At 73.2% G+C, this 7,102-nt stretch carries 6 protein-coding genes; 1 reads left to right on the top strand and 5 read right to left on the bottom strand.

Features of this window, described 5'->3' with window-relative positions; genetic code table 11:
- The 4 genes from AB0878_RS46880 to AB0878_RS46895 are packed head-to-tail and all read right to left on the bottom strand — an operon-like array spanning position 1 to position 4,042.
- Entirely contained in the window at positions 1–930 is a 930-nt protein-coding gene (locus tag AB0878_RS46880; protein ID WP_366589531.1) for a helix-turn-helix domain-containing protein, read from the bottom strand.
- Positions 931–956: 26 nt separating this feature from the next.
- Positions 957–2,051: a hypothetical protein gene (locus tag AB0878_RS46885; RefSeq protein ID WP_366589533.1), complete on the bottom strand. Its 1,095-nt coding sequence runs from the start codon at positions 2,049–2,051 to the stop codon at positions 957–959.
- 6 nt (positions 2,052–2,057) lie between these two features.
- Positions 2,058–2,300, bottom strand: a complete 243-nt coding sequence (locus tag AB0878_RS46890; RefSeq protein WP_366589535.1) for a hypothetical protein — start codon at positions 2,298–2,300, stop codon at positions 2,058–2,060.
- Positions 2,255–4,042: an NACHT domain-containing protein gene (locus AB0878_RS46895; RefSeq protein WP_366589537.1), complete on the bottom strand. Its 1,788-nt coding sequence runs from the start codon at positions 4,040–4,042 to the stop codon at positions 2,255–2,257. The genes AB0878_RS46890 and AB0878_RS46895 overlap by 46 nt, the downstream gene beginning before the upstream one ends.
- A gap of 109 nt (positions 4,043–4,151) precedes the next feature.
- Here AB0878_RS46895 and AB0878_RS46900 point away from each other — a divergent pair, with 109 nt between their 5' ends.
- Positions 4,152–5,174, top strand: coding sequence for an LLM class flavin-dependent oxidoreductase (locus tag AB0878_RS46900; protein WP_366589539.1), 1,023 nt, complete (start codon positions 4,152–4,154; stop codon positions 5,172–5,174).
- A gap of 52 nt (positions 5,175–5,226) precedes the next feature.
- On the opposite strand, the gene AB0878_RS46905 is transcribed toward AB0878_RS46900, so the two are convergent.
- Positions 5,227–6,972: an amidohydrolase gene (locus AB0878_RS46905; protein ID WP_366589542.1), complete on the bottom strand. Its 1,746-nt coding sequence runs from the start codon at positions 6,970–6,972 to the stop codon at positions 5,227–5,229.
- Between the last annotated feature and the right edge of the window lie 130 nt (positions 6,973–7,102).

Genomic DNA, 7,102 nt, shown 5'->3' on the forward strand with positions numbered 1-7,102 from the left:
TCAGGGCCGGTTCGCCCGGTAGGTCCCCGGTGTCGTGCCCTCGACGGCGCGGAACGCCCGGTGCAGCTGGGCCGCGCCGCCGAAGCCGGACTGCGCGGCGATCGCGGCCAGCGGCAGGTCCGGCCGGTCCCGCAGCAGCCGCCGGGCGCGGGCCACGCGCAGGCGGCGGATCAACGCGGTGAGCGGCTCGCCGTCGTCGGCCAGCGCCCGGAACACCGACCGGCGCGAGAGTCCGCACCCCGCGGCCACTGCGCCGGCGTCGAGCGCCGGGTCGGCCAGGTGCTGCCGGACGAACCGGTGGATCCGTTGCCGCGACAGCGAAGCCGACGTCGGGGTGGTGCCGCGGGCGGCCCAGCCGAGGGCCGTTTCCAGCAGGCCGATCGCGTGCGGCAGCAAGGCGGCGGCCACCTCCGGTTCTTCGCGCTGCTGCCGGGCCAGGCCGGCCAGGAACTCGGCGACGAGCCCGCCGGGCCCGCGCCCGTCCAGCTCGACGGCCGTGCCGCCCGCCGCGACCCGGGCGGGCAGCAGCGTCCGCGGCACCCGCAGGATGACCTGGGAGAACGCGCCGGCGAACTCCAGCCGGTAGGGCCGCGTGCTGTCCAGCACCGTCATCGTGCCCGGCTCCAGCGTGGCCGTCCGGCCGTCCTGCTGCGCCAGGGAGCGCCCGCCCGTTTGCACGTTGACCAGCAGGTACTCGTCCGGGTCGCGGGCGATCAGCCGCTTCGTGCGCGCCACTTCCTGCGGGCCGGACGCGACCGTCGACAGCCCGACGCCGTCGACGGTGGCGTGCGAGAGCCGGCCCGTGAACGGCGCCTCGCCGGTCGCGCGGGCCGCGACCTGCACGAGGGTGTCGCAGATGACGTCGGACCAGTACCCGAACGCATCGGGCGCGGCGACGTCCTCTGTGGACCAGGACGAGGGTGCTTCCACCGTTCGATGGTGACACAGCGCGACCTTCAGCGTTCGGTGATGCTCGCCGCCCGGTCGAGGTGCAGCACGAGGTCGGCTTCCGGCAGCGCTTCGTGCGCCGCCCGCTCGTCGGCCGGGGCGAGGCCCGACAGCTCGATGCGCAGCGCGCCGAGCCGGCGAAGGCGCACGAGGTCCCGCGCCGGGGTCGCGGCGGTGAGGACGAGGGCGCGCAGCTCCGGCAGCGCGGCCAGCTCGTCGACCTCCGCGACGGAGGGAATGCCGGCCGCGGCGACGGTGTGCACGCCGGCGAGGCGGGTGATGCCGGTCAGGTCACGTTGGTCCGCGCCCATGTCGACCACGAGCTCGCCGACGCGCAGGCCCTCGGGCAGCACGTCCAGGCCGTCGACGAGCTTGCGGTGGCGCACCGACAACCGCGGCAGGTAAGTGCCCTCGACCGACGCCAGCGCCTTGATCGCGTCGAGGGTGCCGGCGTGCAGCCGCAGGTCGGTGAGGTGCATGCGCGACAGCGCCGACAGGTCGGTCAGCGCGCTGCCGAACCCGGTGATCCACAGCGAACGCAGCGCGCGGCACGCGACGAGCCCTTCGAGGTCGTGCACGACGTCGTTGGACTTGATCTCGAGGTGGCGCAGGGCGGGCAGCCGGGTGAGCGGGTGCAGCCCGAGGGCCGGGTCGTCGAGCGTCACGTCGCCGACGAGCTGGATGGCCGTGAGCGTGTGCAGGTGGCGCAGCCGGCGCAGCACGTCCCAGCGGTGCACCTCCAGCACGAAGTCGCCGAAGTCCACAGTGGACAGCAAGGTGGCGGCGTACTCCTCGGAGTACTCGTTGTGGCGCCATGCCCGCAGCAGCTCGTCGATCACCGAGCCCCGGTGCGTGCGGCTGAACGCCTGGATCTTCTCGAACGACTCCTCGCCGCCGATCAGCGCGAGCGTGCGGATCACCCGCGCGGCCACCAGATCCGCGTCGGTGCTCGCGTGCCGGGTGATCTCGGCCGGCCCGGGGAGCAGGTCGATCACGAACGAGCCGGCCTTGGCCAGTAGCTCCGCCTGGTCGAACCCGGCCGGCGGGATGAGCCCGCGCACGGCGGCCAGCACGTCGGTGCGCACCTGCTCGGGCTCGATCACGTCGACCTAGCTCATCGCCGCCGCGGCCAGCAGCGACAGCCGGTCGGCCACTTCGCGGTTGCCTCGCTTGCGCGCCCGTTCCAACAGCCGGGCCAGCAGGTCGCCGGCCTCCCGGGCGCGGGCCTGGGCGGCGACCATGAACACGACCTCGTTGAGCGCGTCGTCGTGCGCGTGCTCCACGAGGTAGCCGAGCTCGCCGGACTTCACGAACTCGCCCGCCGCGAGGAAGTCGCGGAACGTGCGGTGCACGAACGCGATCCGCCCGTCGACGTGGTTCTGCCGCAGCACGCCGCTGCGCTCCAGCAGGTGCCGCAGCACCAGGTCGGGCTCGATGCCCTGCGAGCGCAGCCCGGACATGGCGCGGCCGAAGCGCTTGCGCGCGTCTTCGGGGTGTACGAGCAGCTCGGCGTTGCGGACCATCGGCGCGGCGAACCGCTCCGGAGGATGATCTTCTCCTTGTCCGACATCTTCAGCTCGTCCTCGACCTGCACCCCGCGCCGGGTGTCCCACTCGCCGAGCAGCAGCTTCAGCGCCTTGTCGAGCAGGTCCTTGCGGCTCTGCGGGAGGTACATGTTCTCCCGCCGGTAGAGCGCGCACAGCAGGGAGCACAGCAGCGGGCTCGAGACCAGCCCGCGCACGTCCGGGCGGGTCGCGAGCGCGTCTCCGAGGCGTTGCTCGCAGCCGGCGAGCCAGGAGCGCTGCAGCTCGTCGTGCTCCATCGCCCGGGCGGCGCTGAACCAGTTGCCGATGAGCTCCCGCATGCCCCGCCCGCTCAGCGGAAGCAGCTCATACGCGGGGAAGGGCTCGCCGGCGATCGGCCACCCCGGGTCGACGACGGCGGGGCGGGTACTCACGACGTAGCGCGCTTCGGGGTAACCGCGCAGCAGGCCTTCGAGCCAGCGGCGCACCTCCTCCCGGCGCGGCTGCAGGACCTCGTCCACGCCGTCGACGAGCACCATCGCGCGGCCGGACCGCAGCAGCTCGCTGACCCACCGGGCGGGTTTCTCGCCGGCCAGCGCAGGGGCCGTGACGCGCACGAGGTCTTCGGGCTGCGGTAGGCCGCGGTCGGCGAACTCGCGCAGCGGCACGAAAAACGGCACGACGCCGCGCCAGGGGTCTTCGCTTTCGCCGTCGCCGGTGAACTCGGCGGTGGCCGCCGTGTAGGCCAGCCACTGCAGCAGCGTCGTCTTCCCCGCCCCCGCGCCGCCGACCAGCAGGACCCGGCGTTCGGCGGCCAGCGCGTGGGCGGTGTTAGTGCCCGCGCCGGTCAGCGCCGAGCCCGCGGCCGTCCCGCCCTGGCGGGTGACCGACGGCGCCGCGTAGTACTGCGAGAACGAGTGGCGCACGGGGGCGCGCCCGTGGCCGACCTGGAACAGCTCGAACGTGGCGTAGTCCGTCGCGAGGTAGGACAGGTAGTGCTGCTCGAAGGCTTCGGCGCGGTCGCGGGTGCGCCGGTCCTCCTGGCCCTGCAGGTCGGCGACGGCGCGGCGGATCTTCAGCACGTCGCCGGCCATCCCGGCCTGCACGGCGCGCATCACCTCGTCGACGGCCCGCGCGCGGCGGGCGACGCGCCGGCAGCACTCGTCGATCAGGCGGTGGAACGCCGCGGTGCCGTCGGAGCCCAGGGCGGCGGCGTCGAGCGCGGGGCCGCCGGCGGCGCGGACGCGGGCCCGCAGGCGGTCTTCGTCGACGAGCACGGCGGGGTTGGTGCGCACGAGCCCGCCCACGTCGGCGGCGTCGAGGGCGACCGCCACCGCGTCGAGCGCGGCCTGCCAGTCGCCGTCGGGCACGGCCGGGAACTCGACCCGCCGCAGCTCGGCCAGGTCCTCTTCGGCCGCGACCAGCTGCCGGTGGGGATCGCCGAGGGCGCGCGCCCGGCGGCCGGCCGTGAGCTTGTCGGCGCCGCGCTCGACCGCCCACTGGTAGAGCGCGGAGAAGGTGGCACCCAGCGTGGCCACCAGTGCGGAGGAGAGCGGATCTACGACGGACACCCCCAGTGTGCGTTCCGGGTTCAGGTTACCGGCCGGGGCGACCCGCGGCGAGGACGTGAGCCGCACCGCGTGCGGGAATCAATCGAGGCCCGCGTACGCTTCCACGGGCGTGAAGAAGATTGGTTTCCTCTCGTTCGGCCACTGGTCGGACACCCCGCACTCCGAGACCCGGTCGGCGAAGGACTTCCTGCACCAGTCCATCGACCTGGCGGTGGCGGCCGAGGAGCTCGGTGTGGACGGCGCCTACTTCCGCGTGCACCACTTCGCGCGGCAGGCCGGCAGCCCGTTTCCGCTGCTCTCGGCCATCGGCGCCCGCACCTCGAAGGTCGAGATCGGCACCGGCGTGATCGACATGCGTTACGAGAACCCGCTGTACATGGCGGAGGACGCCGGCGCGGCCGACCTCATCTCCAGCGGCAGGCTTCAGCTCGGCATCAGCCGGGGATCCCCCGAGCAGGTGATCGACGGCTGGCGCTACTTCGGCTTCGCCCCCGCCGAGGGCGAGACCGACGCGGACATGGCCCGCCAGCACGCCGAGGTCTTCCTGAAGGTCATCGAGGGCGAAGGCTTCGCCCAGCCGAACCCGCGCCCGATGTTCGCCAACCCGCCCGGCCTGCTGCGCGTCGAACCGCACTCGCCCGGCCTGCGCGAGCGCATCTGGTGGGGCTCCGGCTCCAACGCGACCGGCGTGTGGGCCGCGAAGCTCGGCATGAACCTGCAGAGCTCCACCCTCAAGGACGACGAGACGGGCGAGCCCCTGCACGTCCAGCAGCGCAAGCAGATCGAGGCCTACCGCGAGGCGTGGAAGGAGGCCGGCCACGAGCGCGAACCACGCGTGTCGGTCAGCCGCAGCATCTTCGCCCTCACCAACGACCTCGACCGCGCCTACTTCGGCCGCGACCGCAACTCGCGCGACCAGGTCGGCATGATCGACGAGAACACGCGCGCGATCTTCGGCCGCTCCTACGCGGCCGAGCCCGACGAGCTCGTGCGGCAGCTCAAGGAGGACGAGGCCGTCGAGGCCGCCGACACCCTGCTGCTGACGATCCCGAACCAGCTCGGGGTGGAGTACAACGCCCACGTGCTGGAGAGCATCCTGACGCACGTGGCTCCCGAGCTCGGCTGGCGCTGAGTTCTCCGCGCGGGCTCGGCCGGTCGGCCGGGCCCGCGCTGTCACGTGGTCCTCAGGTTTCGTGCACCACCCGCCCGCCGACGACGGTCATGGTCACGCCCAGGTCCTTGATCGCGCCGGGGTCGGTGGTCAGGGGGTCGGCGTCGAGGACGACGAGGTCGGCGAGTTTGCCGGGGTCGAGAGTGCCGAGGGTGTGCTCGGCGAACTGCGTCTGCGCGCTGCCGAGGGTGTAGAGGTGCAGGGCCTCGCGGGCGGTGATGGCCTGTTCGGGCCCGAGGACGTCGCCCTTGAGGGTCTCGCGGGTGACCATCCAGCCGAGTGACCACAGGGGGCTGGGCGGGACCACCGGGGCGTCGGTGCCGCCGCCGGCGAGCAGGCCCGCGTCGAGGATGTCGCGGATGGGCACGGCGCGGGAGCCGCGTTCGGCGCCCCACCACGTGACCTGGTTGGCGCCGAGCAGCACGGGGTGGTCCTGCACGCTCGCGAGCAGGCCCATCTTCCGCATGTGCGCGAGGTTCGGGCCGCTGGGCAGGAACAGGTGCATCAGGACCCAGCGCAGGTGCGCGAGCGACGTGTCGCGGTGCACGGTGGCGAGGACGTCGACGATGAAGTCCATCGCCGCGTCGCCGACGACATGGGTCTGCACCTGGAAGCCGTGGCGCGCGGCGCGGCGGTACATCTCGGTCAGCTCGTCCCGGCCGCCGGGCGGAAGCAGCTGCACGCCGTGGTAGTCCGGGCTGGTCTGCTCGCCGGGCACCAGCTGGTACGGGTCGCGCAGGAAGCCGCCTTCGACGCCGCCGTCGGAGAGGTACTTGAGGCCGTCGAAGCGGAGCATGTCGTCGCCGGTGCGCGGCTTGAAGGCCGCCACGGCCGCGTCGACGTCCGCGAGCGCGGCAATCCGCCACAGCAGGTGCGCGCGCGTGGTCATCTCGCCGTCGTGCCACAGGCGTGTGTAGATCTCGATCTGCGAAGGGTCCAGCCCCGGCTCGGTGACGCCGGTGATGCCCAGCGCGTTGTGCTCGGCCATCTGGTCGCGCAACTGCCGGCGCTGCTGGTCGGCGGACGGCGGGGCCGGCAACACGGGCGTCACGAGCGAACGCGCGCGTTCCAGCAGCACGCCCGTGGGCTCGCCGTTCGCGTCGCGGACGATGACGCCGCCCGTCGGATCGGGGGTGTCACGCGTGATGCCGGCGAGTTCCAGCGCTTTGCTGTTCACGGTGGCGACGTGGCCGCCGCGCGGGATGAACACCGGGTTCTCGGGCGACACCGGGTCGAGCTCGGCCCGCGCGGGCAGCCGGCCTTCGGCGAGCAGGCTCTCGTGCCAGCCCGACCGCGCCTGCACCCACGCGCCGGCTGCGCTCGCGGCGACCCGGGTGCCGATGGCCGCGACGACGTCGGCGATGCTGCGCGCTTCCAGCAGCGACACGTTGGGCCGGTCGAGCGCCGAGGTGAACTGGTGCAGGTGGCTGTCGATCAGCCCCGGCACCACCGCGCGACCTTTGAGGTCCACGGTCCGCGTGTGCCGCCCGCCCAGGCGCCGGATCCGGTCCGACGGGCCGGCCGCGAGCACCCGGCCCCCGCGGATCGCGATCGCCTGCGTGGTGCGCCCGTGCAGCGCCGCGGTCACGACGTGTCCATTGTGGAGGATCAGGTCGGCCTCGGCGTCCGCGTGGGTCGCGGCTTCCGCGGGCGTCCCGAGCATCATCGGCGTCACGGCCAGCCCGGCCGCCGCGGCGAACAACGTCCGCCTCGAGACCGCGGAGCTTTCCCGCGGTTCGGAACCACACAGCTGGCACATGCCTTCACCTTCCGGGACGGGAGAACGGACCTAGTTGTATTTGGCCAGGACGTTGGTAGCGGAAGGTTCTGGTTGACGTGGGGAGAACCTCCGGTTGAGGTGTGGCTTGTCTAGGACCCACGTCAACCGG

This window comes from Amycolatopsis sp. NPDC047767, assembly GCF_040704195.1.
Lineage (GTDB): Bacteria > Actinomycetota > Actinomycetes > Mycobacteriales > Pseudonocardiaceae > Amycolatopsis.